At 71.7% G+C, this 26,635-nt stretch carries 20 protein-coding genes and 3 pseudogenes; 9 read left to right on the forward strand and 14 right to left on the reverse strand.

Going from position 1 to position 26,635, the window contains the following annotated elements:
• The 4 genes from ACWDYF_RS35360 to ACWDYF_RS35375 all read right to left on the reverse strand — a co-directional run bounded on the left by ACWDYF_RS35360 (position 1) and on the right by ACWDYF_RS35375 (position 5,501).
• Positions 1-1,359 carry a M60 family metallopeptidase gene (locus ACWDYF_RS35360; RefSeq protein ID WP_389472726.1) on the reverse strand — a complete coding sequence of 453 codons (1,359 nt, stop codon included), beginning with the start codon at positions 1,357-1,359 and terminating at the stop codon, positions 1-3.
• 122 nt (positions 1,360-1,481) lie between these two features.
• On the reverse strand, positions 1,482-2,903 hold the full coding sequence (locus tag ACWDYF_RS35365) for a M60 family metallopeptidase (RefSeq protein WP_389472723.1): 1,422 nt from the start codon (positions 2,901-2,903) through the stop codon (positions 1,482-1,484).
• Between the two features lie 286 nt (positions 2,904-3,189).
• Entirely contained in the window at positions 3,190-4,356 is a 1,167-nt protein-coding gene (locus ACWDYF_RS35370) for a LacI family DNA-binding transcriptional regulator (RefSeq protein ID WP_018566012.1), read from the reverse strand.
• A 74-nt stretch (positions 4,357-4,430) separates the two neighbouring features.
• Positions 4,431-5,501, reverse strand: coding sequence for a hydroxyacid dehydrogenase (locus ACWDYF_RS35375; RefSeq protein WP_389472719.1), 1,071 nt, complete (start codon positions 5,499-5,501; stop codon positions 4,431-4,433).
• 256 nt (positions 5,502-5,757) lie between these two features.
• Here ACWDYF_RS35375 and ACWDYF_RS35380 point away from each other — a divergent pair, with 256 nt between their 5' ends.
• The 6 genes from ACWDYF_RS35380 to ACWDYF_RS35405 all read left to right on the forward strand — a co-directional run bounded on the left by ACWDYF_RS35380 (position 5,758) and on the right by ACWDYF_RS35405 (position 14,723).
• Complete coding sequence (locus tag ACWDYF_RS35380) at positions 5,758-6,717, forward strand: ABC transporter permease (RefSeq protein ID WP_018566010.1); 960 nt, start codon at positions 5,758-5,760, stop codon at positions 6,715-6,717.
• Positions 6,718-6,808: 91 nt separating this feature from the next.
• Positions 6,809-7,669 carry a carbohydrate ABC transporter permease gene (locus ACWDYF_RS35385; protein WP_381744624.1) on the forward strand — a complete coding sequence of 287 codons (861 nt, stop codon included), beginning with the start codon at positions 6,809-6,811 and terminating at the stop codon, positions 7,667-7,669.
• A 109-nt stretch (positions 7,670-7,778) separates the two neighbouring features.
• A complete protein-coding gene (locus tag ACWDYF_RS35390) occupies positions 7,779-9,452 on the forward strand; it encodes a type 2 periplasmic-binding domain-containing protein (RefSeq protein ID WP_389472713.1) in 1,674 nt (557 codons plus the stop codon).
• Positions 9,449-10,906 (forward strand): M1 family metallopeptidase, encoded by a 1,458-nt coding sequence (locus ACWDYF_RS35395; protein ID WP_389472710.1) that lies wholly within the window; start codon positions 9,449-9,451, stop codon positions 10,904-10,906. Before ACWDYF_RS35390 ends, ACWDYF_RS35395 begins: the two co-directional genes overlap by 4 nt.
• A 250-nt stretch (positions 10,907-11,156) precedes the next feature.
• The gene (locus ACWDYF_RS35400) at positions 11,157-13,379 is read left to right on the forward strand and encodes a right-handed parallel beta-helix repeat-containing protein (RefSeq protein WP_389472707.1); all 2,223 of its coding nucleotides are present in this window, start codon (positions 11,157-11,159) and stop codon (positions 13,377-13,379) included.
• A 144-nt stretch (positions 13,380-13,523) separates the two neighbouring features.
• A complete protein-coding gene (locus ACWDYF_RS35405; RefSeq protein ID WP_389472705.1) occupies positions 13,524-14,723 on the forward strand; it encodes a Gfo/Idh/MocA family protein in 1,200 nt (399 codons plus the stop codon).
• Positions 14,724-15,082: 359 nt separating this feature from the next.
• Here ACWDYF_RS35405 and ACWDYF_RS35410 read toward each other — a convergent pair whose 3' ends face one another.
• The 5 genes and pseudogenes from ACWDYF_RS35410 to ACWDYF_RS35430 all read right to left on the reverse strand — a co-directional run bounded on the left by ACWDYF_RS35410 (position 15,083) and on the right by ACWDYF_RS35430 (position 19,163).
• On the reverse strand, positions 15,083-16,675 hold the full coding sequence (locus ACWDYF_RS35410) for a succinic semialdehyde dehydrogenase (RefSeq protein WP_451584324.1): 1,593 nt from the start codon (positions 16,673-16,675) through the stop codon (positions 15,083-15,085).
• A gap of 41 nt (positions 16,676-16,716) precedes the next feature.
• A complete protein-coding gene (locus ACWDYF_RS35415) occupies positions 16,717-17,634 on the reverse strand; it encodes an acetoacetate decarboxylase family protein (RefSeq protein ID WP_389472702.1) in 918 nt (305 codons plus the stop codon).
• 195 nt (positions 17,635-17,829) lie between these two features.
• Positions 17,830-17,961 (reverse strand): annotated as a pseudogene (locus ACWDYF_RS35420) (IS701 family transposase); the annotation flags it as partial.
• A 310-nt stretch (positions 17,962-18,271) separates the two neighbouring features.
• A pseudogene (locus tag ACWDYF_RS35425) lies at positions 18,272-18,380 on the reverse strand (IS5/IS1182 family transposase); the annotation flags it as partial.
• A 216-nt stretch (positions 18,381-18,596) separates the two neighbouring features.
• Positions 18,597-19,163, reverse strand: coding sequence for a rhodanese-like domain-containing protein (locus tag ACWDYF_RS35430; protein WP_389472699.1), 567 nt, complete (start codon positions 19,161-19,163; stop codon positions 18,597-18,599).
• A 76-nt stretch (positions 19,164-19,239) separates the two neighbouring features.
• Between ACWDYF_RS35430 and ACWDYF_RS35435 the strand changes: the two genes are divergently transcribed.
• Positions 19,240-19,521 carry a metal-sensitive transcriptional regulator gene (locus tag ACWDYF_RS35435; RefSeq protein ID WP_037894894.1) on the forward strand — a complete coding sequence of 94 codons (282 nt, stop codon included), beginning with the start codon at positions 19,240-19,242 and terminating at the stop codon, positions 19,519-19,521.
• Between the two features lie 29 nt (positions 19,522-19,550).
• Here ACWDYF_RS35435 and ACWDYF_RS35440 read toward each other — a convergent pair whose 3' ends face one another.
• From ACWDYF_RS35440 to ACWDYF_RS35460, 5 genes are all read right to left on the reverse strand, one after another.
• Positions 19,551-20,303, reverse strand: coding sequence for a sulfite exporter TauE/SafE family protein (locus ACWDYF_RS35440; RefSeq protein WP_389472696.1), 753 nt, complete (start codon positions 20,301-20,303; stop codon positions 19,551-19,553).
• The gene (locus tag ACWDYF_RS35445; RefSeq protein WP_389472693.1) at positions 20,300-20,698 is read right to left on the reverse strand and encodes a rhodanese-like domain-containing protein; all 399 of its coding nucleotides are present in this window, start codon (positions 20,696-20,698) and stop codon (positions 20,300-20,302) included. The genes ACWDYF_RS35440 and ACWDYF_RS35445 overlap by 4 nt, the downstream gene beginning before the upstream one ends.
• Positions 20,699-20,740: 42 nt before the next feature.
• Positions 20,741-22,147, reverse strand: a complete 1,407-nt coding sequence (locus ACWDYF_RS35450) for a rhodanese-like domain-containing protein (RefSeq protein ID WP_389472690.1) — start codon at positions 22,145-22,147, stop codon at positions 20,741-20,743.
• A 330-nt stretch (positions 22,148-22,477) separates the two neighbouring features.
• Positions 22,478-23,617 (reverse strand): ACR3 family arsenite efflux transporter, encoded by a 1,140-nt coding sequence (gene arsB, locus ACWDYF_RS35455; RefSeq protein WP_389472688.1) that lies wholly within the window; start codon positions 23,615-23,617, stop codon positions 22,478-22,480.
• A complete protein-coding gene (locus ACWDYF_RS35460; protein WP_389472685.1) occupies positions 23,614-24,006 on the reverse strand; it encodes an ArsR/SmtB family transcription factor in 393 nt (130 codons plus the stop codon). Before ACWDYF_RS35460 ends, arsB begins: the two co-directional genes overlap by 4 nt.
• 104 nt (positions 24,007-24,110) lie before the next feature.
• Between ACWDYF_RS35460 and ACWDYF_RS35465 the strand changes: the two are divergent.
• Both ACWDYF_RS35465 and ACWDYF_RS35470 read left to right on the forward strand, forming a co-directional pair.
• Positions 24,111-24,619, forward strand: a pseudogene (locus tag ACWDYF_RS35465) (hypothetical protein).
• A 228-nt stretch (positions 24,620-24,847) separates the two neighbouring features.
• The gene (locus tag ACWDYF_RS35470) at positions 24,848-26,533 is read left to right on the forward strand and encodes a molybdopterin-dependent oxidoreductase (RefSeq protein WP_389472683.1); all 1,686 of its coding nucleotides are present in this window, start codon (positions 24,848-24,850) and stop codon (positions 26,531-26,533) included.
• The last annotated feature ends 102 nt before the right edge of the window (positions 26,534-26,635 follow it).

Consider the following 26,635-nt stretch of genomic DNA (forward strand, 5'->3'; position numbering starts at 1 on the left):
TCAGTCGGCCAGCGTGGCCGGGTCGGTCGACGGTGCGGGGAGCTGGAGTGCGGCCAGTTCGGCGCGGCCCTCGGCGTCGATGGGGAACGCCCAGGTGGTGACGAAGAAGTCGGTGAGGTCGCGTCCGGCGACCCGGCTGGCGTATGTGGCGAGCGCCCGGTAGCGCAGGGCCGTCTCGGTGGAGTCCGACTGCGGGTTCTCCTCGCGCACCAGCTTGTGCAGCCGGGGCCAGAAGTCCGCGCCGAAGGCCAGCTCCAGCTGGCGCAGCGGCACCAGCTTCTCGTACGCGCCGAAGGACTTCTCGTACGTCAGCCCCGCCGTGCCGAACTTGGCCCGCGCGGACCGGAAGTAGTCCAGGCCCGTCTTCGGGTCGACGGTGAGGAGATTGGAGGTCCGGCCGAGGGCGCGCTGCACGGCCAGGGAGTAGATGTTCACCGTGACCTCGGTGAGCCCGGACGGCTTGTACGCGAACTGCTGATGCAGATGCCCCAGTTCGTGGTACAGCCCCCAGCCGCGGGTGAGCAGCCCCTCCACGGTCGTGGCCCGGTCGAGATAGGCGCGCGGGAACCCGTTGTACCCGTGTGTCGCGTACGCCCCGACGCCGGACGGCACCACCGACACCTCGGTGAAGTGGTAGCCGCCGGCCTTGGGCCGGTGCACCGGCTGCGAACCGTCCAGACCGCTGATGTCGGACTCGGCGTCGATGATCCGCTCCAGGAGGCCGAGCAGCGCCGCGTGGTCCTCGTCGCGGTACAGCAGCGCTCCGTCCCGGGTGAGCGTCACGATCGAGCGCGGCCCGTGCAGCTCGACGACCGGCACATCGGTGCAGGTGTCCAACTGGTGCTGGTAGCCGGCCTCGGAGGTACGCCCGAGTGTGAAGACCGGCATGGGCACGGAACCGCTCCGCAGCCGGACCGCTGCGCGTTGCCCGTCGCCCTCCAGGGTGAGATACACGGGTCCGCCGTGCGGGTCGGTCACGGTGTTCGCGCCGGGCCGGAGCGGATAGGCGCGCGGTGCGGTGACGGTGCCGTAGTAGTCCCACTGCCCGATCCACAGGGTCGGCGCCGCACCGTGGTGGGGCAGTACGTCGCAGCGCAGCGCGGTGCCCGGCGGGACATAGCGGCCGGTCGGCTGGAACTCGGTGGCGCGCAGGGCCTGGCCGAGGCGCAGCCGCTCCGCCTCGGCGGAGGGGCGGGCGACGAGCGGCACGACGAGGTCGCCGTGGCCATGGGCGGCGCTCGTGGTACCGGCCGGGCCCGCGGCGCGGGCCGAGCCGGCGCCGAGGCCGCCGACGGTGAGCGCGGCGCCCGTGGCCGCGGCGAGGACGGAGCGGCGGGACGGGGATGCGGGGGTGCGCATGGACATCGTCTCCTTGGGGCGATCCGTACGGTGGGCGGAGTGAGGGGGCGGGGCGCGCCGCGGCCCGGCCGTCGCCGCGTCCTCGGCGCGGGGAGGGGACGCGGTGGCGCGGGGGAGCGCCGTCAGTCCGAGAGCGTGCTCGGGTCCGTGTCCGGCTTCGGCAGGCGCAGGGCGGCGATCTCGGCGATGCCCCGCGCGTCGACGGGCATCGCCCATGTGCCGACGAGGAAGTCCGTCAGATCGCGGCCCGCCGTGCGGGAGGCGTAGGTGGCGAGGGCGCGGTACTGGCGGGCTTCGACCTCCGGCGGGTGGTCGTAGTCCTCCACCGGCGCGTCGTGCTGGTGCTCCGTGCGGACCAGCCGGTGCAGCCGGGGCCAGAAGTCGTCGCCGAAGGCGAGTTCCAGCTGGCGCAGCGGGACCAGCTGCTCGTAGGCGCCGAGGCCGTCGACGTAGGAGAGGCCGGGGGTGCCGAGCTTGGCGCGGGCGGACTGGAACCAGTTCAGGCCCGTCCGCGCGTCGACCGTGAGGAGGTTCGAGGGCTGTCCCAGGGTGCGCTGCGCCGCCAGCGAGTAGATGTTCACGGTGACTTCGGTGAGGCTGCCGGCCTGGTACGCGGCCTGCTGGTTGAGGTGTCCCAGCTCGTGGTAGAGGCCCCAGCCGCGGGTGGTGAGACCGCTGACCGTGCACAGCCGGTCCATGTAGGCGCGGGGGAAGCCGTTGAAGCCGTGCCAGGCGTACGCGCCGACACCGGCGGGGACGACGCTGACCTCGTTGAAGTGGTAGCGGCCCGCCTTGGGCCGGTCGAGGGGCCGACGGCCGTCGAGGCCGCTGACGCGGTCGTGCGAGCCGATGACGGTGTCGAACAGCGACATCAGGGCGGTGTGGTCCTCGTCCCGGTACAGCAGCGCGCCCTCGCGGGTGAGCGTCAGGACGGCCCGTGCCGTGACGAGTTCGACCCAGGGGACGTCGGTGACGGTGTCGAGCCGCCGCTGGAACTCCCGCTCGCTCGTCCGGCCCAGTTCGAAAACGGCCATCGGCCGGGCGCCGGAGACGAAGGTGACGGCGGCACGCCTGCCGTGTCCGGCGAAGCTGAGGTACACCGGCCCGCCGTAGCGGTCCACGACCTTGTTCAGCCCCGGACGGAGCCGGAACACCCGGGGGGCCTTCAGGTCCGTGTTCGGGTGGTAGTCGTCGAAGGTGCCGATGTGCAGCACCGGGAGCGCCCCGTGGACCGGCCGCACCCGGAGCGTGACGGCCGCGCCGGGTGCGGCGTAGCGGCCGGTGGGGATGAACTCGCTGGCCCGCAGCGACCGGTCGAGCCGCAGCCGCTCCGTCTCGGCGTCCGGAAAGGCTTCCACGAGCAGTGTGTCGCCGCTCCCGGCGCCGTGCGGCGCGGGAGAGGCGGCCGACGCGGGGGAGGCGGCCGCGGATCCGCCGCCGAGGGCCACGGCCGCACCGGCACCCGCCAGTGCGGCGAGCACGGCACGGCGACCGGCGACGGGCGGCTCGGCGGGGGCGTGGAGAGGCTTGTGGGCAGGGCGCATCCGGGAACTCCCATGGGGACGAACGGCGTCAGGGCGACGGACGGGACGAGCGGGCGGCGCTGCACGTCAGCATGTAAGCGTTTGCTGTCCGGTCGCAAGGGGGTGCGCCGAGTTTCTGCTCGTTACTATGCGAACCAGCGCTCTTGCGAGCAGGATCGAGCACGCTCCTGCGTCCGGCACCGCAGAAGAGCGGCGGCACGCGCGTCCAGGAGCCCCCGGGCCCAGGTGCCGACGCCCCCGCGCCCCCGGTACCCGAGGGCGCGCGCAGGCACGGAGACCGCGTGCGTCAGCCCCGGCGCGCGCGCCCGCTCCCCGGGAACCCACCACGCGGCGGCCCCGCCGACTCCCGCACGACGATGTGCGTACCCAGGCGCAGCGTCCCGGTCGTCGGGGCGCGCCAGTCGTCCTCGTCCCCGCCGTTGAGCGCCACCCGCACCGCCTGCCGGCCCATCTCCTCCAGCGGGATCCGGACGGTGGTCAGCCGGGGCCGCAGCTCCTGGGCCACCGGGATGTCGTCGTAGCCGACCAGCGACATGTCCTGCGGGATGCGCACCCCGGCCTCCTCCATGGCCTGCGCCGCGCCGGCCGCCACGATGTCGTTCGCGGCGAACACGGCGGTGAACTCCGGTCCTTCCCGGAGCAGTTCGGCCATGCGCCGGTGACCGAAGGCGCGGCTGAAGGCGCCCGGCTGCTCCAGCAGGGGGTCCCGCCGGATGCCGCGCAGTTCGAGCGCGCGCCGGTGTCCGGCGAGCCGGTCCCGCGCCGTGGAGAGGCCGGGCGGCCCGCCCAGGTAGAGGATCCGCTCGTGGCCCTGGGTGATCAGATGGTCGGTGATCGCGAAGGCGCCGCCCTCGTTGTCGTACTCCACCCCGACCGTCGGGACGTCCTCGCCGAGCGAGGGCCGTCCGCACAGCACCAGCTTCGAACCGCCCGCGTCCAGTTCGCTCGCCCTGCGCGCCAGTTCGGCCTTGTAGGCGCGGTCCTCGACGCTGCCGCCGACCAGCACCACGGCATCCGCGCGCCGCTCGTGCATCAGCTCGATGAAGGCGAGTTCCCGCTGCGGGTCTCCCTGGGTGCAGCACACCAGGCAGAGCCGGTCACCGGCGGTGGCCTCGCGTTCGACGCCGCGCGCGATGTACGCGTAGAACGGGTCGATCAGTTCCCCGACGATGATGCCGACGGTGCGGCCGGAGGCACCGGCCAGCGCCCGGGCATGGGCGTTGACCACATAGCCCAGCTCCCGCATGGCCGCCTCGACGCGCTCGCGTGTGGCCGCGGCGACCGGGTAGTTGCGGTTCATGACCCGCGAGACGGTCGCCGTGGACACACCGGCCCGCCGCGCGACGTCGACGACGGTCGCGCGGCGCTGCCCGCTCCGCTCCCCCTGCCCGTCGCCCTGTACCTCGCCGTCCGGCCCGGGTGCCGTGGAACTCTGCCGGGACATCCGGTCCACCCCCTGATGGTCGTGCTGGTCTGCCTGTGCTCGGCCCGCCGCCCCAGAGACTATGGCGTGCGGCGCGGCTGCGCTCACGCGATCCGCTCCAGGTCCTCCAGGAGCACGGCGTGCGCCAGCGGCACGCCGCGCGCGTACCGCGCCAGTTCGTCGACGGCGAGCGCGCCGAGCCGGCCCACCTCGTTGCCCTGGGCACCGGCCAGATGCGGGGTGATGAAGACGTTGGGCAGGTCCCACAACGGGTGCCCGGCGGGCAGCGGTTCGGGATCCGTGACATCGAGAACGGCGTCGATCCGGCCGCTGACCAGGTGGTCCGTGAGGGCGGCGGTGTCCACGAGCGGACCGCGCGCGGTGTTCACGAGGAGCGCGCCCGGACGCATCAGGCCCAGCCTGCGGGCGTCGAGCAGGTGCCGGGTCTCCGGGGTGTCCGGCGCGTGCAGGGTGACCACGTCGCTGGTCGCCACCAGGGTGTCCAGATCGGTGCGGGTGGCGCCGAGCAGCCCCGCCTCGGCGTCGCCGATGTACGGGTCGTACAGCAGCACCTCGGCGTCCAGGGTGCGCAGCAGCTCGGTGACGCGGCGCCCGATGCGGGAGGCGCCGACCACGCCGACGGTGATGCCGCGGGTGCCGAGCCAGTGGTGGCGCTCCAGGTCGGCGTCGGTGCGGTGGGTGCGCCGGTCCTGGAAGAGACGGGCGAGCGGGAAGGCGCGCTTGGCGCCCAGGATGATCGCGGCGAGCGTGAACTCGGCGACCGGCACCGCGTTGGCCGCCGCCGCCGAGGAGACGGCGATGCCGCGCTCGTAGGCCTCCCGGCCCAGGAACGTCTTCACGGTGCCGGCCGCGTGGATCACCGCGCGCAGCCGGGGCGCCCGGTCGAGCGCGGCCCTGTCGACCGGCGGGCAGCCCCAGCCGGTGAGCAGGACCTCGCACTCGGCGAGGGCGGCGCGCGCCGACGGGCTGGCGAACTCCGCCACGACCGACGGAGGCCGGATGTCCGCGGTCTCCTCCAGGCGCGCCCGTACGGACGGCGGGAAGACGTCGTCCACGACGGAGGAGTCCATCGCGAGAACCGTGCGGGGCCGCCGCGGGGGCGGTGTGGCGTCGGCGGCCGTGGCCTCGACCGGCGCCTCGTCAGTGGTACGCACCCTGCCTCCGGACAGTAAACGTGTTCTATGGCGGACCGAACGCTAGGGAGCACGCCACAGGACCGTCAAGGTCGGGAAGAAAATCTGACAGCCGAGTTGCCCCGTTTGCAGCAGAAATACCCCGCATAACTGACCTGTTCGCGCCGTCATCACGACCCGTCAGATCGCTGGATCTATTGACGATGGGGTTAACCGCTTACTAACTTGCCGCCGCAGATACCAGTTCCTGCGCCAACCGGCCGAACAGGACCGCTCCATGACTGTCTCCGTACCACCGACCGCCGTCGACCGCGTTCCCCGCAAGACCCTCTGGCAGCGCGTCAAGCGCGACAAAGTGATGCTGCTGCTGTGCCTGCCCGGCTTCCTGTACTTCGTGGTGTTCCACTACGTACCGCTGCTCGGCTACCTGGTGGCCTTCCAGGACTACCAGCCCTACCTGGGCTACATGCACAGCGCCTGGACCGGCTTCACCAACTTCTCGACGGCCTTCGCCGACCCCGACTTCTGGTCGGCGACCGGCAACACGCTGGAGATCGCGCTCGTCCAGCTCGTCCTGTTCTTCCCGGTGCCGATCGGGCTCGCCCTGCTGCTCAACAGCATCGTCAGCGACAAGCTGCGCCGCTTCGTGCAGAGCGTCGTCTATCTGCCGCACTTCATCGGCTGGGTGATCATCGTCTCGATCTTCCAGCAGATCCTGGGCGGCGCGGGCGTCGTGCCCGACGTGCTCGGATCGCTCGGCCTGCCGCGCTACGACATGACGACCGACCCGAACGCCTTCCCCTGGCTGCTCGCGCTCCAGGTGATGTGGAAGGACGCCGGCTGGGGCACCATCATCATCCTCGCGGCGCTGCTCTCCATCGACCGCGGCCTGTACGAGGCGGCGGCCATGGACGGCGCGGCCCGGTGGCGCCGCTTCTGGCACGTCACCCTGCCCGGCCTGTCCCCGGTGCTCGTCCTGCTGCTCATCCTCAACCTCGGCAACATCCTCACCGTCGGCTTCGAACAGATCCTGCTCCAGCGCGACGCAGTCGGACCCGACGCCGGTGAAGTCCTCGACACCTACGTCTACTTCCACGGCATCAAGGACAACCAGTGGGGAACGGCCGCCGCCGTCGGCCTGGTGAAGGCAGTGATCGGCACCGTCCTCGTCATCGGTGCCAACAAGTTCGCCCACCGGCTCGGTCATGAAGGGGTGTACCGCGGTGCTGACCGTTGAGACGTCCGCTGTGAAGACGCGCCGCGTGCGCGCAGGCCGGCCCGTCCCCGAGGCGGGAGAGCTGCGCCCCTCCGGCGCCCGTCCGCCGTGGATGGAGAAACCCACCCGGGTGGGTCTCGTCCTCAAGGGCCTGGCCCTGGTGCTCGTCGTCGGCCTGGTGGCGTACCCGCTGCTCGGGGTGATCGGCACGAGCTTCGCCTCGCAGAGCGACATCATCAAGTCCAACGGGCTCGTCCTGTGGCCCGACCACCCCAGCCTCGACGCCTACCGGACCGCGTTCACCGGCGGCCGGGTGACCCGCGCCCTGTTCGTCAGCGTCGGCGTCACCGTCGTGGGCACCGCATGCAGCCTCCTCGCCACCATCGGCATGGCGTACGGACTGTCGCGCCGTGGCATCGTCGGCGGCCGGTCCATCCTCATGACCGCCCTGTTCACCATGCTCTTCAACGCGGGCGTCATCCCCAACTTCCTGCTGGTCAAGGAACTGGGCCTCTACAACACCTTCGCCGCGCTCGTGCTGCCCACCATGGTCAGCGCCTTCAACCTCGTCGTGATGCGGGCCTTCTTCATGAACCTGCCCGAGGAACTGTACGACGCGGCGAAGGTGGACGGCGCGGGCGACCTCCGGACCCTGGTCCGCGTCGTCCTGCCGCTCTCCAAGGCGGTCATCGCCGTCGTCGGACTGTTCTACGCCGTCGCCTACTGGAACGCGTACTTCAACGCGCTGCTGTACCTCGGCGACAACGACAAGTGGCCGCTGCCCATGGTCCTGCGCACCTTCATCCTCCAGGGCCAGAACCTCGACACCGCGGCGGCCGGCGAGGTGGTCGCCCCGCAGCAGGCCGTCCAGATGGCCGTACTGGTCATCGCCGTCGTGCCGATCCTGCTCGTCTACCCCTTCCTCCAGCGGTTCTTCACCAAGGGCGTCCTCACCGGCGCCGTCAAGGGCTGACCGCGCCCCGATGGACAGGGCCACCGTGTCCGGCCCAACACCCCCAACCGTCCCGCACCCCCCCGCACCCCGAATCTCCCGTGCCCGCCTCGTATTGAGGAGTCCCGCCATGTCCGGCACCACATCCGTCGACCGCCGCACCCTGTTCCGCTGGGGTGCGGGCGCCGGTCTCGCCGTCGCCGCGGCACCGCTGCTCGCCGCGTGCGGCGACGGCGGCACCGCCGCCAAGGCCGAGGCCAAGAGCGCCGGTCTGCTGCCGAGCACCACGGTGCGCAACATCGGCATCAAGGCCGACCTGCCCGGCACCGCGGCGGGCGTCCCGAACGCCTTCCTGAAGTACCCGTCCGAACTGGCCCGCGCCACCACGGGGACCCCGCTCAAGGGCGCGCAGAAGATCACCGCCGTCACCGAGACCTTCGCGCCGCTGCCGCCCGAGCGCGGCAAGAACGCGGCCTGGCGGGAGATCGAGAAACTGCTCGGCACCGAGGTCGACTTCACGGCCGTACCCGCCGACGACTACCCGGCCAAGTTCTCCACCATGGTCGCCGGCGACCAGCTGCCGGACATCTTCATGTACCCGGAGACCGGCGGCGTCGACAACATGGGCTCGTTCCTCGCCGCCAAGTGCGCCGACCTCGGCCCCCACCTCTCCGGCGACAAGGTCAAGGACTACCCGAACCTCGCGGCCGTCCCGCAGTACGCCTGGCGCGACGCCATCAAGGGCGGCAAGCTCTACGGCATCCCCATCGCCCGCTCGGGCACCGGCGGCGCGGGCTTCTACCGGGCCGACCTGCTGCGGCAGGCCGGTGTCACCGGCCTCGACCAGATCGACAGCATCGAACGCCTCGTCGAGCTGGCCAAGGACCTCACGAACACCGGCAAGAAGCAGTACTTCTTCACCGGCAGCGGCACCATCCTGCTCGCGATGTCCGCCGGGGCCCAGCACTTCTGGCACTTCGACCGGCAGACCGGCAAGTGGCGCTACCAACTGGAGGACGACAAGTACCGCTACGCGGTCGAGACCGCCGCCAAGCTCTACAAGGCGGGCTGCTACTACCCGGGCACCGTGCAGATGTCCGGCGCCCAGAAGGCCCAGTACACGGACCTGTTCAAGAACGGCAAGGCCGCCTACGTCTACGACGGCATGCCCTCGTACCTGACCACGGCCACCGGCTACGTCGACTCCATGGCGGCCATCGACAAGTCCTTCGACGTCCGGCCCATGGTCCCCGTCGGCAAGGACGCGGTCACCTGGACCGACAACGTCTCGCTCCAGAACTGCTACATCACCAAGGCCGGAGAGCAGCGGGTCAAGGAGCTGCTGCGCCTGGCCGACTTCGCCGCCTCGCCGTTCGGATCCCTCGAATACACCCTCATCAACTACGGCGTGGAGAACACCGACTACCGGCGCGACGCGAACGGCACGCCCGTCCTCACCAAGCAGGGCACCCAGGACGTGACCGTGCCGTGGGGCAAACTCGCCTCCGCGACACCCGCGTTCTTCAGCGCGACACATCCCGAGGCCGCCCGCTATGTGCACGAGGCGTACACGGTCCTCATCCCGAGGCTCATCGAGGATCCCACCCTCGGCTACTCCTCACCGACCTGGGACTCCAAGGGGTCCGGCAGCCTCTACACCATCCACCTGGACGGCCTGAAGGACCTGATCACCGGGCGCAAGCCGATGTCCGCGTACGACGCGCTGGTCAAGAAGTGGCGCCGCGCCGGAGGCGACACCTGCCGCGCCGAGTTCGAGCAGGCCTCGCAGAAGGGGAAGAAGTGACCACCAGCAGACGCGCGTTCCTCACCAAGACGGCGGTCGCCGCCGCGGTCACCGTACCGGTGCTGGGCTCGCCCGCCCAGGCCGCGGGCTTCGACCCCCGCCCCGGCTCCGACGGCGTCGGCGACCCCCTCTTCCCGACCCTCGGCAACGGCGGCTACCAGGTCGACCACTACGACCTCACCTTCGACTTCACCCCGGTGACCTACGACTTCACCGCGCTGGTGAAGCTGAACGCGCGGGCGACGCAGGACCTTTCGGCGTTCAACCTGGACACGGACGGCCACACCATCGACTCGGTCACCGTCAATGGCCGCCGCGCCTCCCACAGCCTGTCCCTCGGCATGTCGGGCCAGGAACTGACGGTCACCCCGGCCGCACCGCTCCACCAGGGCGCCCCGTTCCAGGTCACGGTCGCCTACCACGGCAACGGCAAGGCGGCGCGGTCCGGACTCACCGGCTGGCGGTTCGGCTCGGACGGCGGCTTCGCCTCGGCCGCGCAGTCGTCGCGGGCCGACACGTTCCTGCCGTGCAACGACACCCCCTCCGACAAGGCCACCTGGACCTTCCACCTCTCCGCGCCCGCCGGATACGTCGCGGCCGCCAACGGCGTCCTGACCGGCAAGGACAAGCGTGCCGACGGCGCGACCGTCTGGCACTTCGCCCTGCGCGAGCGCATGCCGACGGAACTGCTCGGCATCGCCGTCGTCAAGGGCACCTACCTGTACGGCACCTCGCACACCGGGCTGCCGCTGCGGCACATCGTCCCGCAGGGCCGCGAGGACGAGTACGCGCCGGTCGTGGCCCGCACGGCCGACCATCTCGCCTGGTTGGAACGCAAGTTCGGCCGCTACCCGTTCTCGGTGTACGGCATCCACATCTACGACGGATACACCGACGCCCTGGAGAACACGACCCTCACCCTGATGGGCACCAACTGGTTCAAGCCCGACGCCGACGGCCACCCCACGTACGAGAACACCATGGTGCACGAGCTGACCCACCAGTGGTTCGGCGACAGCGTGACGCCGCACGACTGGCAGCAGGCATGGCTCAACGAGGGGCCGGCCGTGTACTACGCCGCGCTCTACAGCCAGGAGCGCGGCTGGTCGGACATGGCCGCGAAGATGAAGGCGACGTACGCCAAGCTCGACGCGGTCCGCGCGAGCGACGGGCCGCCCGGACTGCCCACCGCCCTCGGCGGCACCAACATCTACGACGGCGGCGCACTCGTCCTCTACGCCCTGCGACTCCGCGTCGGCACACGGAAGTTCGACCGGATCATGGGCCTGTGGCCGCGCCGCTTCAAGGGCCGCACGGTCACCAGCGAGGACTTCATCGCCCACGCCGTGACCGTGACGGGCGACCGGTCGCTGGACCGGTTCCTGCGGGACTGGCTGTTCGGCGCGAAGAACCCGCCGATGCCGGGCCACCCGGACTGGACGACCACGGCATGACCGAGCCCGGCGTGGTCGAGCCCGGCGTGACCGGCTACGTAAGGACCCGTCCCGGCACGACCGGCCACCGGCTCGTCCCGGTGACCGGCTGACCCGGCAGGACGCGCGCCGCCTTATCCCATCCGCCCCTCCCCCCCAAGCGCGAAAGAAGCGTGCCTCCCACCCCGCACCCGAACGCCGCACCCGAACGCCGCACCCCATCGTCCCGGCCCGTCCCGTGCGGCGGGCCGTCCGAGCGGAAGGTCCTCGCATGCGACCATTCACCCCCGCGGCCCGCACCGCCGCAGCCGCCCTGCTCACCGGCGCCGCCCTGCTCCTCGGCCCGCTGCCCGCCGCCCAGGCGGCCCCCTCGCCCAAGGTCCTGCACGCCGCACCCCACGGCTCTGGATCCCGCTGCACCCAGGGCCGCCCCTGCTCCGTCGAGGGGGCGCGGAACGCCGCCCGCGCCGTCGGCGCCCGGGACGTACGCGTCGAACTCGCCGACGGGACCTACGAACTGGACGCCCCGCTGCGGCTCGGCGCCCAGGACTCCGGAGTCACCTGGACCGCCGCGCGCGGCGCGCACCCCGTGCTCTCGGGCGGCCGCACCCTGACGGGCTGGTCCGTGAACGCCGACGGCACCTGGACAGCGAAGGTGCCCGGGGGCATCACGCCGCGCCAGCTGTTCGTCGACGGGCGACGCGCCGTGCGCGCCCGGGGAGGGGCCTGCGCCGCCGCCGTCTGCGACGCCACCAAGTCCGGTATGACCGGGGCGGAGAAGACCGGCATCGCCCACTGGGCGCGCCCCACCGACGCCGAGGCGGTCATCAGCGTCCGCTGGCGCAACTACCACTGCCGCATCGCCGCCGTCACCGGCGACCTCATGACCTTCGCCCAGCCCTGCTGGACCAACTCCGCCTCCGGAACCGACCGCACGGGACCGTCCTGGGACACGACGACCGTGGACTCCGCCCGCTACAGCGGAGTCGCCCACTTCGAGAACGCCCGTGAACTCCTGGACACACCGGGGGAGTTCGTGTGGGACTCGGCCGCGCACACCGTCACCTACCTGCCCCGCGCGGGCGAGAGCCCGCGCCGCTCCCGCGCCGTCACCCCGGTCACCGAGGGGCTCCTCGTCCTCGACGGCGCCCATGACGTCCGCGTCAGCGGCATCGGCTTCGCCTACGCCGCCTACCGGCAGCCGGACACCGACGAGGGCTACGCGGGCACCCAGGCCGGACTGACCCTGACCGGCGCCACCGGCCCCGTCGACCACGCGGGCCGCTTCTACACCAAGCCCGCCGCCGCCCTCACCGTGCGCGCCGGCCGCCATGTGGTCATCGACCACGGCGACTTCACCCACCTCGGCGGTGCGGGCGTCACCTTCGAACGGGGCACCCAGGACTCCACGCTCACCCGCTCCCGCTTCACCGACCTCTCCTCCGGCGCCGCGTACATCGGGGACACCGAACCCAGGCCGGCCCCCGAACTCACCGGGGCCCGCAACACGGTCTCCTACAACACCGTCAGCCGCACGGGCGTGGAGTACACGGACTCCGTGGGCATCTGGGCGGGCTACGAGGCCGGCACCGTCATCGACCACAACACTCTCGACCACCTTCCCTACTCCGGCATCTCCGTCGGCTGGGGCTGGAACCAGCCCGAGGCCCGGCAGTCCGTGCTCCGCGACAACCGCATCACGGACAACCGGATCACCGACGTCATGCTCGTCGAGGACGCACAGCACGACGGGGCCGCCATCTACACCCAGGGCGCCCAGCCCGGCACCGTCGTCTCCGGGAACTACATCAACCGCAGCGCGTACGGGAACACCGAGCGCGACGGCAACGGCATCTACCTCGACGAGCAGTCCAGCCACATCACCGTCACTCGCAACGTGATCACACGGGTCGGCTACAAGTGGGTGTCCAACTGGGCCGACTACGGCATCGACAACCACGCCACCGGGAACTGGACCGACACCGACGCCCCGGCCCTCGGCGGCACCGGCTCGGCCATGACCGGGAACCACACGAAGCTGGACCGCCTCCCGGCCGAGGCCCTCCGGGTCGCCGCGGCCTCCGGCGCCGGACACGCGGGCGGCGTCGAACCGCTCCGCCCCGACCTGGCCCGTAACGGCACCGCCACCCAGTCCTCCACGGACGGCACGGCGGCAGCGGCCGGCGCCACCGACGGCGACACCTCCACCGACACCCGCACCCTCTCCGAGGCGGGCGCCTGGTGGCAGGTGGACCTGGGCGCCGTCCACCAGGTCGGACAGGTCGAGATCTGGAACGACAGCGCCATGACCACCTCCGACTTCGACGTACAGCTCGCCGCCTCGGCGGACTTCGCCGACGCCGTCACCACGCACATCACCGGCAAGGCACTGCGCCCCACCCTCCTGGGCACCGACACGGACGCCCGCTACCTCCGCATCCGGCTCACCGGCACCGGACGGGTCGCGCTCGCCCACGTGCTGGTGCACCCATAGCTCCCGCCCCCGCAGCGACGCGCCGCGGACCGCTCACCGGGTCCGCGGCGCACGCACGCTCCCTGTTCCATCGCCGTACGGCACCACTGTCCCCGCGCCGCACGGCACCACTGATCCACGATCCAACGGAAAGGCGGTCATGCCATGACCGACGCCCCCAGCGACCTGCGCCTCGGCGTCATCGGCTACGGACTGCGCGGCAGCATCGCCCGCACCGCGCACCGGCCGGGCGACGGCTCCCGGGTCACCGCGCTCGCGGACCACGACCCCGCCGCGCGGGCGGACGCGGCCCTGGCGTTCCCCGGCGCGCTGATCTGCGGCGACCACCACAAGGTGATCGCGGACCCGGACGTCGACGCCGTCCTCGTCCTCACTCCCGACCACACCCACACCGACGTCGCCCGCGAAGCGCTCGAAGCGGGCAAGCCCGTCTTCGTCGAGAAGCCTCTCGACATCACCGTCGAACGCTGCGACGCCCTCCTGCGCACCGCCCACGCCACGGGCAGCCGCCTCTACGTCGGCCACAACATGCGCCACATGCCCGTCGTCCGGCTGATGCGCGACATCATCGCGCGCGGCGAGATCGGCGAGGTCAAGACCGTCTGGGTACGGCACTTCGTCGGCTACGGCGGCGACTGGTACTTCAAGGACTGGCACGCCGAACGGCAGTACACCACCGGCCTGTTGCTTCAGAAGGCCGCCCACGACATCGACGTCCTGCACTGGCTCGCGAACGGCTACACCCAGCGGGTCCAGGCCCTCGGGGACCTCATGGTCTACGGCGACAGTCCGCACCGGCGGGCACCCGGTGAACCCAAGCACGAGGACTGGTACACGAAGGACGGCCACTGGCCGCCGCACACCCAGCGCGGCCTGAACCCCGTCATCGACGTCGAGGACGTGTCCCTCGTCAACATGCGTCTCGACAACGGCGTGCTCGCGGCCTACCAGCAGTGCCACTTCACCCCCGACTACTGGCGCAACTACACCCTGATCGGGGACGCGGGACGGCTGGAGAACTTCGGGGACGGCCCCGGGGCGGTGGTGAAGGTGTGGAACTCCCGCCGCTCCGCCCACCGGCCCGAAGCCGACGCCGAGTACCCCGTCCCGGACGCCGAGGACGACGCCGGACATGGCGGCGCCGACCCCCTCCTGATCGACGAGTTCGTGCGCTTCGCCCGCGACGGCGGCGTCACCGACACCTCGCCGGTCGCCGCGCGCATGGCCGTCGCGGCCGGAGTGCGGGCCACCGAGTCGCTGCGCGCGGGCGGCACACCCCACGAGGTCCCCGCCCTCGACCCCGAACTGGCCGCATACTTCGAGCGGGGCCAGACGAAGCGGTAGCGCGGAGCTGTGCCCCCGGCTGATCCGGGGGCACAGGCGTGATGCCGGACGCCGACCAGGACGCCCTGGAACCCGTACTGCTGCGGCACGCCGAGGAGCAGACCGGCGCCCGGGTCCGGTTCGGGTTCGGCGCCCGTCTGGTCTTGTACGGCAGACGGGGATCCCCCTCGCTCTCCGCGCCGTCCGCACCGCCGTGCGGCGGGAGGCCGATCCCGGCCGGTGGGCGCGCCGCCTGGCGCGGGCCCTGCCCGGCGGCCCCGTCGGCACTCACGGCCCTCGTCCGAGTCGTCCTCGCGGCACCGTGACCCTCGTGGAGCGGTGCGTCCAGGTGCAGGCGTCACACGGAGCGGGTGTCGGTCTCAGCGCACACCGGCCGCCTTGAGGAGCTTCAGCGCTCCGGTCAGCAGGGCCGCCCAGGTCTCGGGACTGATGCGCGCGGGCGGGGTGAACCCCTGGACGCGCTGATGGGCGACGGTCTGGGCCTCGGTGTACTTGAGGATGCCCTCGGCGCCGTGGCGGCGGCCGAGTCCCGAGTCGCCCATGCCGCCCATCGGCGCGTCGATGCTTCCCCAGGCGGCGGCGAAGGCCTCGTTGACGTTGACGGTCCCGGCGCGGACCCGCGCGGCGACGGCCCGGCCGTGGGCCCCGTCGCCGCTCCAGACACTGGCGTTGAGGCCGTACGGGGAGGAGTTGGCCTGGGCGATCGCGTCGTCGACGTCGCGGAAGGGGTGGACGGACACGACCGGGCCGAAGGTCTCGTGCGCGAACAGCGTCATGTCGGGAGTGACCCCGGCGAGGATCGTCGGCTCGTAGAACAGTGGCCCCAGGTCCGGACGTGCCGTCCCACCGGTGAGGACGGACGCGCCCTTGGCGACGGCGTCGTCGACGTGCGCGGTGACGGTCCGGAGCTGGGAGGCGTTGGTGAGGCTGCCGACGTCGATGCTGTAGTCGTACGCGGCGCCGATCCTGAGCTTCTCGGTACGGTCCACGAACGCGGCGACGAACCGGTCGTAGAGCGACTCGGCCACGTACAGGCGCTCGATGGAGACGCAGAGCTGGCCGGCCGAGGGGAAGCACGCCGTCACGGCTCCTTCGGCGGCCTTCTGGACATCGGCGTCGTCCAGGACGATCATGGCGTTCTTGCCGCCGAGCTCCAGCGAGGCGCCGATGAGGCGCTCACCGGCGTCCCGGGCGATCTTGCGGCCGGTGGCGGTGGAGCCGGTGAACATCATGTAGTCGGCGTTGTCCATCAGCGCGCCGCCGAGGGAACCGCCCCGGCCGACGACCATCTGCCACACGCCCGCGGGCAGACCGGCCTCCTCCATCAGGTCCAGGGACCACAGCGCCGTGAGCGCGGTCTGGGTGTCGGGCTTCTGGACGACCGCGTTGCCCGCCATGAGCGCGGCGACGGCATCTCCGGCGGCCATGCTCAGGGGATAGTTCCACGGAGAGACGACCGCGACGACGCCCTTGGGATGGCGCAGTTCCGTGGTGCGGGTCAGCACCGGGACCGCGCCGCGGCGGCGCTTGGGCGCCAGGTGCCTGGGGCCGCTGCGTGCGTAGTACCGGGAGGTGATCGCGATGTCGACCACCTCCAGGAACGCGTCGCGGCGGGTCTTGCCGTTCTCGGCCTGCATCAGATCGAGGGCCTCGACCTGGCGGGCCATGACGAGGTCGTGGAAACGCAGCAGGATCTTCTTGCGCTGCCCCAGCGAGGTGGCCGCCCACGCCTTCTGGGCGACACGGGCACGTGCGAACGCGTTCTCGACATCGGCCGGAGCGGAGACCGGAAGGTCGGCCAACGGCGCACCCGTGTAAGGGGCGTTGGTGGTGACCCGCACGGCGTCGGGCGCCGCGGCGACACGTGCCGCCAGCCGCTCGATCCGGGCCGGAGTCAGCGACGCGGGCAGCCCGGTGCCGCGGGCGGAGCCCGGTGACACGGCGGTGGCGATGGCGGCGGTGGCGGCGTGATCGGTGGCCGTCAGAGGGCTCCTCACTTCGGGCTCCGGACCGAGGTCGGGACGGGCATGTGCAGAGCGAGCTGGCCCTCGGTCATGACATCGAGCTGAACCGGTCGGACGGGCCTGAGGGAACGCAGGTCGTCGGACATGCGGCCCTCCCCGGTCTGGAGCGTGACACCGCGCGGGAGGAGCGTGGTCCCGGCCGACAGCACATTGGTCTGGCTCAGGGTCGAGTGCCACGCCCCGCCGATCGACGTGTACGAGGTCAGGGACGAGACCCGCTCACCGCTGCGGTACGGGGTCTGGGCCGGTGTCGCCGCCGAGAGCGCCAGGTCGGTCCCGCCGGTGTCGTTGGCCACGCGCGCCGTCGTCCGGTCGGCGTCGATGCCGACGTCGAGCCCGGTGACCCACTTCGGGAAGCCGTAGCCGTCGTGACCGCGTACCTGGGCGATCTCCGTGCTCACCGGCAGCGAGAGGACGTAGGAGTCGAGGTGCTCGTTCTTGAGGGCGGCGACCAGATCGACGAACCCGAGCCTGCCGTGCCGCGCCGGCTTCACGGCGACCCCGACGGCGGCTTCGGTGTAGAAGTCGATGTCGCACACGTCGTACCGGAAGAACATCACCGACACCAGTCCCAGACCCGGCGCGACCTCCAGCGGCGCCAGCTCCCGGGGCAGCCGGGAACGGATCGCGCGGGAAGGCGCCGGCATCGTCAGCCGGGCGGTCGAGACGCGGTAGTAGAAGTTCGGGGTGAGCGTCGGGCCGACGGGGGAGTCGACACGTGTCTTGGGCAGCCGCCGGAAGAAGTCCACACCACTGACACGGGAATCACGGGCCACCTCGTCGAGATCGGTGTCCATCCGGTACCGGTCGTACAACCCGCCCTTCGGAACCGTGACCGTTCGGCCACCCAGATCGACCTTCACTGACTCCTGCCGGGGCGATGACATGCCACTGCTCCCTCGCTCGCATGTTAGCGGTGATTACATCAAGGTAGCCATGGATGTAAGCACCGTCAACAACGAGGGACACGCCACGTCGCCGGACGGCCCGGACCGGCGGCGGACCGCTTCCGCCGTGCCCGCAGAGGCACCGGGGCCTCGCCGAGTCCAACCGCCCGGCAGCGGTGTTGGCACGCACGTTCAAGAGCGCCGGATGCGCAGCTCCCGGTCCACCGCCGCGTGCCCGTGCATCCTGATGCCGCACACGAGGCAGACCGTGTCCTGGGAGTTCTCGATCCGTCCAGCCGTTCCGGTGCACTGGCGCTGGACACCGATCGGGACGAGAAAAAGATGCTCGTCGCCCGCTGATGACGCCAGGCAGCGGCCGCGGGTTGACCGGGAACGAGTGTGAGCAGGCCACCGACGCCGTCCAGCGGTTGGTCCAGCAGGAGTTGGACAGGACTGTCGCGCTGCTCATCGATGTGAGGACGACGACGCGCTGGTCCTGTACGGCCGGCTGCCCACAGGTCCGCGCCCGGACCGAGTGCAGTTCCGGACGGACCGACTCAGCGCCGTCCCGGCCGTTCTCGCCGGAGCAGAGGTGACGGACCTCGGCAACGGGCTGAGTGCAGTCCGCTGGCAATGATCATCGTGCCGGTTCGCGGAGCCAGAGGATGACCGCTGCGAGGCGGAGTCCGCCCCGGTACCGGGGCGGCAAGTTCCTCGAACCGTGTCGCGACGGCGCGGAACTGCTTGCAGGGCAGCTTCGCGGTCGAGGCCCTCGGCTCCGTCGGCGCGAGCCTGGGGCTGAACGTCCAGGTCAACTACACCCGCACGTCCAGCACCTCCCGGACGATCTCGTGGAACTTCCGAAACTCTGCCCCGAGCGCAGCCTCGGGGGACTGGTGCCCGCGCTGAGTGCCCCCTGCCGACGGGGACACCGTGAGCGAGATCCCGCACGCCCGGTGGTGTCAGTCGGCCAGGGCGGCGAGCGTGGCGTCCAGATCGGTGGCGGTCGGCCGGTTGTAGGGGAGTTTCCCGAGGACCTTCGCCATGGCGCAGGTGTTGGTGCGAGCGGAGAGGACCAGGCCCCCCGCGACGCCCGCGGAGAGCCAGCGGGCCGCGTTCCAGCGCTGTCCGGCGATGAGGCCGGTCAGGACGAGGGCACCGGCGGCGAGGCGGACTTGGCGGTCCATGGCCCAGGGGGCGCGGGTGCCGGTGGGGCGGTCGATGGCGTGGCCGAGCTGTGTCCAGGCGGTGGTGCCGCCGGTGAGGGTGGCGGCGTTGACCCCGTGATCGGCCAGGCGTCGGCAGGCGGTCGCGGAGCGGGTGCCCGAGGCGCACACGATGAGGAGGTCGCCACGGGCCGCGGCGGTCTTCAGGGCGGGCAGGGCGGCGTCGAAATGGTCGAGGGGGATGTTGTGGGCGCCGGGCAGGTGGCCGGAGGCGTATTCGCCGGGAGTGCGCACGTCGATGACGGTCAGCTCGTGCAGGCGGACGCTGGCCTGGTCGGCGGTGAGGGCGGTGGTGGGGGCCACGGGGATCTTCCTTCGCTCGGGTCAGGGCACCCCTTCGCTAAGATACCCAAGGGGGTATCTCGAAGGAGTGTGGGTCATGGAACTGGCGATGGCGGCTGAGGAACTGAAGACGGTGGTCAACCGGCTGCGCCGGGCGCAGGGCCAGATCGCGGGTGTGATCAAGATGATCGAGGAGGGCCGGGACTGCGAGGACGTCGTCACCCAACTCGCCGCCGCGTCCAGGGCTCTGGACAGGGCCGGATTCGCGATCATCGCCACCGGTTTGCAGCGCTGCCTGACCGACGAGGACATGGCCGCGTCCGGCGACCGGGAGCAGATGCGTTCCCGGCTGGAGAAGCTGTTCCTGTCCCTGGCCTGAGCCGTGGTGCCGATCGTCCGTCCGGCTCTTCAGGTGAGGGTGTCGATGAGCATGGCGACCGCCACGACCAGCAGCACGGCGGCGAAGATCCGTTGCAGCAGAGTGCCTGTGACCTTGGCGGCCAGGCGCTTGCCGTCCCAGGCACCCAGGATCGCCGTCCCGGTGAAGGGCCCGACCACCGCCCAGTCGACGCCGGCGGTGGTGGCGCCGCGGGTGGCCAGGGAAGCCAGTGAGTTCGCCGAGATGACGAGCAGGCTGGTACCGACGGCCGTCTGCATCTCGAAGGCCAGCACGGTGGCCAGGGCCGGGACGGCGAGGAATCCTCCGCCGACCCCGAGCAGTCCGGTCAGCGCACCCAGTCCCGCGCCGGTTCCGGCGGCCTTGGCGGGCCGCACCTCGCCGGTCGCCGGGCCGGTGGCGGCCCGGCCGGGGCGCAGCATCCTGACCGCGGCGAGCGCGGCGACGACGGCGAACCCGATGGTCAGTACGGGCTGGGGCAGCCGGGACGCGGCGGCTCCCGCCACGGCCGCGGGCAGGAGTCCGGCCGCGGCGAACAGGGCACCGGCTTTCCAGCGGACCCTGCCGGTACGGGCATGGGCGTACAGGGCGGTGAGCGAGGTGGCCGTGACGATGATCAGGCTGGCGGTGGTCGCGGCGGCCGGGGTGAAGCCGAGCAGATAGACCAGCGCCGGGACGGCCAGGACGCTGCCGCCCCCGCCGAGCGCGCCGAGCGCGAGTCCGACCACCGCCCCCGCGACCAGGGCGAGGACCAGAGCGCTCACGCTATGACGCCGTTGCCGTTGCCGTTGCCGTTGCCGTTGCTGTCGCCGTTGCCCGGACCGCTGACCGGCAGGCCGGCACGCGCCCAGGCGGTCATGCCGCCGGTGACGTCCTTGGCCTGTACGCCGCGTCCGGCGAGCAGCCTGGCGGCCTGCCGGGAGCGGTGCCCCGAGCGGCAGATCGCGACCACGGCCATCGGCCTGCCCCGCACCGTTGCCGGGAGCGGCGCCCCCGTCACCAGGCGGGAGAGAGGCAGGTGCAGCGCCTCGGGCGCGTGCCCGGCGTTCCACTCCGGCGTTTCGCGGACGTCCAGCAGGAGGGCGGTGCCGTCACTGACCTGCTGATGGGCCGCCTGAGGGGTGAGGCGGCCGGGGCCGCGGCGAAGAAGGGAGAACATCGGTTGATCACTTTCATGCAGGTGGCGGCGCGGTGGAGAGTGTCAGTCGGTGTGGTCGGTGTGGTCGGTGTGGTCGGTGAAGGTGTGAGTGAGGGGCAGTCCTGCCTCGGCGGCGGCGCCGAAGGCGTCGTCGATGGCGACCACGTCACGGCCCGCGGCGTCGAGGAGGGAGGCCGCGATCGCGGCGCGCATCCCGCCGGCGCAGTGCACCCACACGCTTCCCTGCGACACCTCACCGATGCGGCCGCGCAGCTCGTGGACCGGGATGTGGACCGAGCCGGTCACGAAGCCGCCCGCACGCTCGGAATCCCGCCGCACATCCAGGACGACCACGTCGTCGCCGCGTTCACGGACATCGGCGAGGTCGGCGAAGCGAGCCCGGGAAAAGGAGGCGAGCTGCTCGCCGGGACGGACCCAGTGGGCGGGGTCGCCGGTGGCGGCGGCGGCCGGGCGGTCGATGCCCACCCGGGCCAGCTCTCGCTGCGCGGCGGCGATCTGCTCCGGGGACTCGGCGAGCAGGGTGACGGGCTTGCCCCACGGGATCAGCCAGGCCAGGTAGGCGGCGAGCTTGCCCTCGCCCTCGAAGTTGAACGAGCCGGCCACGTGTCCGGCGGCGAAGGCCGTACGACTGCGCAGATCCACCACCCACTCGCCCGCGGCCAGCCGGGAGGCGATCTCCTCGCCGTCCGCGCGCCTCGGCGGGGTGAGGTCGACCGGCGCGGGGCCCGCGGCGTTGGCCGGGCCCATGTACGCGTAGTAGGCGGGTACGTCGTCCAGCCCGGCGAGCATCCGCGCGACGAAGGTCTCCACGTCCAGGGTCAGCGCGTCGTTGGCGGCGCGCTCCTTGCCGATCGTGGTCGTGGTCGCGTCCCCCTCGGCCTGTGCGGAGGAGCAGAAGCTGCCGAACCCGTGGGTGGGCAGCACTGGCGTCTCGTCGTCCAGTTCGTCGGCCAGCCGGTGCGCGGAGGCGTGCTGGGCGCGGGCCAGCTGCTCGGTCAGCCGCGGCTCGACCAGGTCCGGGCGGCCCACGGTGCCGATGAGCAGTGAGCCGCCGGTGAACGCCGCCACACCGTGCCCGTCCTCGGCAAGGACGTAGGAGGTGTGGTGCGGCGTGTGTCCGGGAGTGGCGATCGCGCGCAGTACGAGCCCCTCGTCGACCGTCACGGTGTCGCCGTCGGCAACCGGTGTGCGGGCGAACGACACGTGTGCCCCAGCCGGCACCAGGTATCTGGCTCCGGTGACTCGCGCCAGCTCCAGGCCGCCGGTGACGTAGTCGTTGTGCACATGGGTCTCGGCCACGAAGGCGATCCGAACCCCGCGGCGAGCCGCCGCGGCCATGACCTGGTCGATGTCGCGCGGCGGGTCGATGGCCACGGCGGCACGGGGTCCACCGGCCAGGTAGCTGCGGTTGCCCAGACCCTCGATTTCCAGGGTGTCGACGAAGAACACGACTCATGACTCCTCTCCAGCGATGTACCCCCGGGGGTATCTGAACCCACCATAACAGCAATACCCCTGGGGGTATTTTCGAGGCGGTTCCCTGCGCGATGTGCGGAGGGAGTGCCGGGCGGCGCCGAGGGCGCCGGGGCGGACAAGAATCTTCCCGATGCGGCCGTGCGTCAGTTCCGCGGACCGCTGGCTCAGGCCCGGGGGAGCAGCCCGTACAGCAGCACCCGTACGCGGTCGCCGATCTCGTCCCGGATCCGCCGCACGGCGTCGGGGCCCCAGCCCGCCGGGTAGGCGAGCTTCCAGACGAACAGGACCGAGAGCCTGGCGCCTTCAGACGCGGGGGGAGCCTTCCGGAGGGGCGCCCGGCGAGACCGCCGGGGAAGGGGAAGGGGCAGGGGCAGGAGAAGGGACAGGGAAGCCGGGGAAGCAGCGGCGCGCGGCGAGCGCCACGTACACGAGACCGATGAGGACCGGCACTTCGATGAGCGGGCCGACGACGCCGGCGAGGGCCTGACCGCTGGTGGCGCCGAACGTGGCGATGGCCACCGCGATGGCGAGTTCGAAGTTGTTGCCCGCGGCCGTGAAGGCGAGCGTCGCCGTCCTGGAGTAGCCGAGGCCGACTGCCCTGCCCAGGGCCATGGTTCCCGTCCACATCAGCACGAAGTACGCGAGCAGCGGCAGCGCGATGCGGACGACATCGAGGGGTGCGGAGGTGATGGCGTCGCCCTGGAGGGCGAAGAGCACGACGATGGTGAACAGCAGTCCGTACAGGGCGAACGGCCCGATGCGCGGGATCAGCCTGCTCTCGTACCAGGTGCGGCCCTTGGCCTTCTCGCCCAGACGCCGGGTCAGGAATCCCGCGGCCAGCGGGATGCCCAGGAAGATCAGGACACTGCGGGCGATCTCCCAGGCCGAGACGTCGAGGGCCGTCTGCTCCAGGCCCAGCCAGCCAGGCAGTACGGACAGATAGAACCAGCCGAGCAGGCCGAATGCGATCACCTGGAAGACGGAGTTGAGGGCGACCAGGACGGCGGCGGCCTCACGGTCGCCGCAGGCGAGGTCGTTCCAGATGATGACCATGGCGATGCAGCGCGCCAGGCCGACGACGATCAGGCCGGTGCGGTACTCGGGCAGGTCCGGCAGGAGGAGCCAGGCGAGCGCGAACATCAGTGCCGGGCCGCACACCCAGTTCAGCAGCAGCGAGGGGATCAGCAGGCGACGGTCGCGGGTGACGGTGCCGAGCCGGTCGTAGCGGACCTTGGCGAGGACCGGGTACATCATCACCAGCAGGCCGAGCGCGATCGGCAGGGAGACGCCGGTGACGGTGACCTGGGCCAGCAGGTTGCCGAGGCCAGGGGCGAGACGGCCCAGTCCGAGCCCGGCGGCCATCGCGACGAGGATCCACACCGCGAGGTAGCGGTCCAGGAAGGACAGCCGCGCCGCCACCGGCGCGGTGGCGCCGTCGCTCACGAGGACGTCTCCACGACGGTGGGCTGTCCGGGGCGGGTGAGGACGTCGGCGAGATTGTCGGTCGCCTCGGGCAGCAGCCAGTAGTAGACCCAGGTGCCGCGGCGCTCGCAGTCGATGAGCCCGGCCTGCCGGAGCAGCTTGAGGTGGTGGGAGATCGTCGGCTGGGAGAGGTCGAACGCGGGGGTGAGGTCGCAGACGCAGATCTCGCCGCCCGCGCGCGAGGCGATCATCGACAGCAGACGGAGGCGGACGGGGTCGCCGAGCGCCTTGAAGACCTTGGCCAGCTCGACCGCATGCTCTTCGCCGAGCGGTGCGCTCAGCAGGGTCGGGCGGCAGTCGCTCTCTTCCTGCTCTTCCTGGCCGAGCACGACCAGCTCTTGTTTCGACATTCTTCTATGTTGAAGAACTTCGATCCAAGATGCAAGGCTGTATCGACATCCATCGAAACAAGACGGTCCGGGGTTCCGGTTCTGTCCCCTCTCGGAGGAATGCCATGCACGATCACTCCACCGACCTGCGTGAAACCGTCCGCGAACGCTACGCCGCCGCTGCCGTACAGGTTACCGAAGGCGGCTCGGCCTGTTGCGTCCCACAGGCCGTCGAGGTCGACGACAACTTCGGCCCGTCGCTCTACGCGGCCGACGAGCGAGACACCCTCCCCACCCAGGCGGTCGCCGCTTCCCTGCGAACGTCGAGGTCCTCAAGGGCACCATCGAGGCGATCCCGCTGCCCGCGGGCACCGTCGACGTCGTCGCCGACGACTCGCTCACGCCGGTCCAGCGCGCGGAGCGCGGCGACCACGTCGGCTGCATCTCCGGCGCCCTCTCCTTCGCCGAGTATCGCCGGGGCCTGGAGGCAGCGGGCTTCACCGGCATCGAGCTCAGACCGGCCCACGCGGTCGCGGACGGCATGCACTCCGCCATCGTCCGCGCCGTCAAACCCGCCACCGCCACCGGTACCGCCCCCGCGCCCTCAGCGGAAGCGAGCCCGTGCTGCGGCTGACCGAACCGAGGCCTCGGCGGCGCGGCTGCCGCCGGGGCCTCACCTGAACTGGCGACAGCACCGCGCCTGTTGTGCCCGCCGACCTGAAACAGACCGGCGCCGAGCTGCATGACCCCCCACCGGCCGGCCTCGCGCCGCACACTGCGCCCACGGGCCCGAGCCGTCTCTCTCTCCCCCCCCCCGCGGGCAACCGCCGGGCGGATTGGTCCGGGACCGCTTTTTCACCCGATGAGGTCACGGACCAATCCGCCCGTCGGCCGGACTCGGATTCCCACCGTGAGGGACGAAGCGAAGGATCAGCGACCACGGCCGGTCCGGCCCCGTTTCGCGCTGGGCGCGGTGAGCGGGGCGCTGGCCGGTTTCGCGGCGCTGGCGGTGGCCGAGCTGGTCGCCGTGCCGGTGCGCCCGCAGTCCAGTCCGGTCGTCGCGGTGGGCGGCGCGGCCATCGACGCGGCGCCCGCCGCGGTCAAGGACTGGGCGATCCGCCACTTCGGCACCAGCGACAAACTCGTACTGCAATCCGGCATCCTCGCCGTCCTGACCGTACTGGCTCTCGTGTCGGGTGCACTGGCCGTACGGTTCCGACGGGCCGCGGCTGCCGGAATCCTTCTCTTCGGCGCCGTCGGGGCGTCGGCCGCCGTCGACCGGCCCGACTCCACCGGCCTCACCGACGCCCTGCCGTCCGTCGCGGGAGCCATCGCCGGAGCGCTGCTCCTGTACGTGCTGGCAGGTCGGCTGGCCGTCGTGAGGCGGTCACCGGCACCGGCACCGGCGCCAGGACCCGTGACCGGGGAAGGGGGAGACGGCCCGCCCGCAGACGCCGGATGGGACAGGCGGGGGTTCGTCGTCGCGGCGGCTTCCGCGGCGGCGGCCTCCGCCGTGCTGGGAGCGACCGGCCGGTCGCTGAACGCCTCACGCGGCCAGAGCGCCGTCGTCTCCCGGAGAACGGTTGTGCTGCCCTCTCCAGGGTCACCGGCACCACCCCTGCCCGAGGGGACTGGGCTGCGCGTTGCGGGCATCGGTCCCTTCGTCACCCCGAACAAGGACTTCTACCGGGTGGACACCGCGCTGGTGGTGCCCAAGGTGGACGCCACTGCCTGGCGGCTGCGCATCCACGGCAGGGGCGTGAGCCGGGCCGCCACATACTCCTTCGACGATCTGCTGCGCCGAGACCTGACCGAGCGGGACATCACCCTGACATGTGTGTCGAACGAGGTCGGCGGCCCCTACGTCGGCAACGCCCGCTGGATCGGCGTACGCCTGGCCGGACTGCTCGCCGAGTGCGGTGTGCAGCCACCCTCCCGCGGCGGCCCAGCGGACCAGTTGGTGGCCCGTTCCGTGGACGGCATGACGATCGGCAGCCCGGTCGAGGATGTGATGGACGGCCGCGACGCCCTGCTCGCCCTCGGCATGAACGGTGAACCGCTGCCCTTCGAACACGGCTTCCCCGTCCGGATGGTCGTCCCCGGCCTGTACGGATATGTGTCGGCCTGCAAGTGGATCGAGGACATCGAACTCACCACGTTCGACTCCTACGACCCCTACTGGGTCAGGCGCGGCTGGTCCCGAAGGGCGCCGGTCAAGACCGAGTCGCGCATCGACACCCCCAAACCGTTCGCCCGGCCCAGGGCCGGCCTGGTGATGATCGCCGGAGTCGCCTGGGCCCAGCACCGGGGCATCGACAAGGTCGAGGTACGTGTCGACGACGGCCCCTGGCAGGAGGCCCGCCTGGCCGCCGAGGACACCCGGGACACCTGGCGCCAGTGGTCCCTGCCCTGGCAGGCCACCGAGGGCGGACACACCCTCACGGTGCGCGCCACCGACCGCACCGGCGCGGTGCAGACGGACGAACGCACCCGCACCATCCCCGACGGCGCCAGCGGCCGGCACTCCGTGGTCGTGACCGTCGACTGACCACGCCCGGTCCGCCTGCCTCTGACTCCCTGCCTCTGACTCCTTGCCTCCCATCCCCTGCCTCCGCGACACGGGCCTCGTGCCCCCTCGAACCACCTTCCG

The organism is Streptomyces sp. NPDC003284 (assembly GCF_053589675.1).